This window comes from Scandinavium sp. M-37, assembly GCF_043558715.1.
GTDB classification, from domain to species: domain Bacteria; phylum Pseudomonadota; class Gammaproteobacteria; order Enterobacterales; family Enterobacteriaceae; genus Scandinavium; species Scandinavium vulneris_A.
In genome coordinates, this window is record NZ_JBIGIN010000127.1 from 1 (window position 1) to 372 (window position 372).

1 tRNA gene is annotated in these 372 nt (G+C 47.0%); it reads left to right on the forward strand.

From position 1 onward, the window contains the following. Positions 1-132 precede the first annotated feature (132 nt). Positions 133-208: transfer RNA gene (locus tag ACG0Z5_RS24020), tRNA-Glu, on the forward strand. Positions 209-372 lie beyond the last annotated feature (164 nt).

The window sequence follows — 372 nt, forward strand, 5'->3', positions numbered from 1 at the left end:
CGTAACAAGGTAACCGTAGGGGAACCTGCGGTTGGATCACCTCCTTACCTTAAAGAACCTGCCTTTGTAGTGTCCACACAGATTGTCTGATAGATGTAGAGAAGCAAGGCGTCTTGCGATTGAGACTTCAGTGTCCCCTTCGTCTAGAGGCCCAGGACACCGCCCTTTCACGGCGGTAACAGGGGTTCGAATCCCCTAGGGGACGCCACTTGCTGGTTTGTGAGTGAAAGTCGCCGACCTATATATCTCAAAACTGATTCTTCGGAATCACGTTTGAGATATTTGCTCTTTAAAAATCTGGATCAAGCTGAAAATTGAAACGACACACTGTTTCCTTTCTCCGTAATAAGAAAGGAAAGAAGGTGTGTTCGA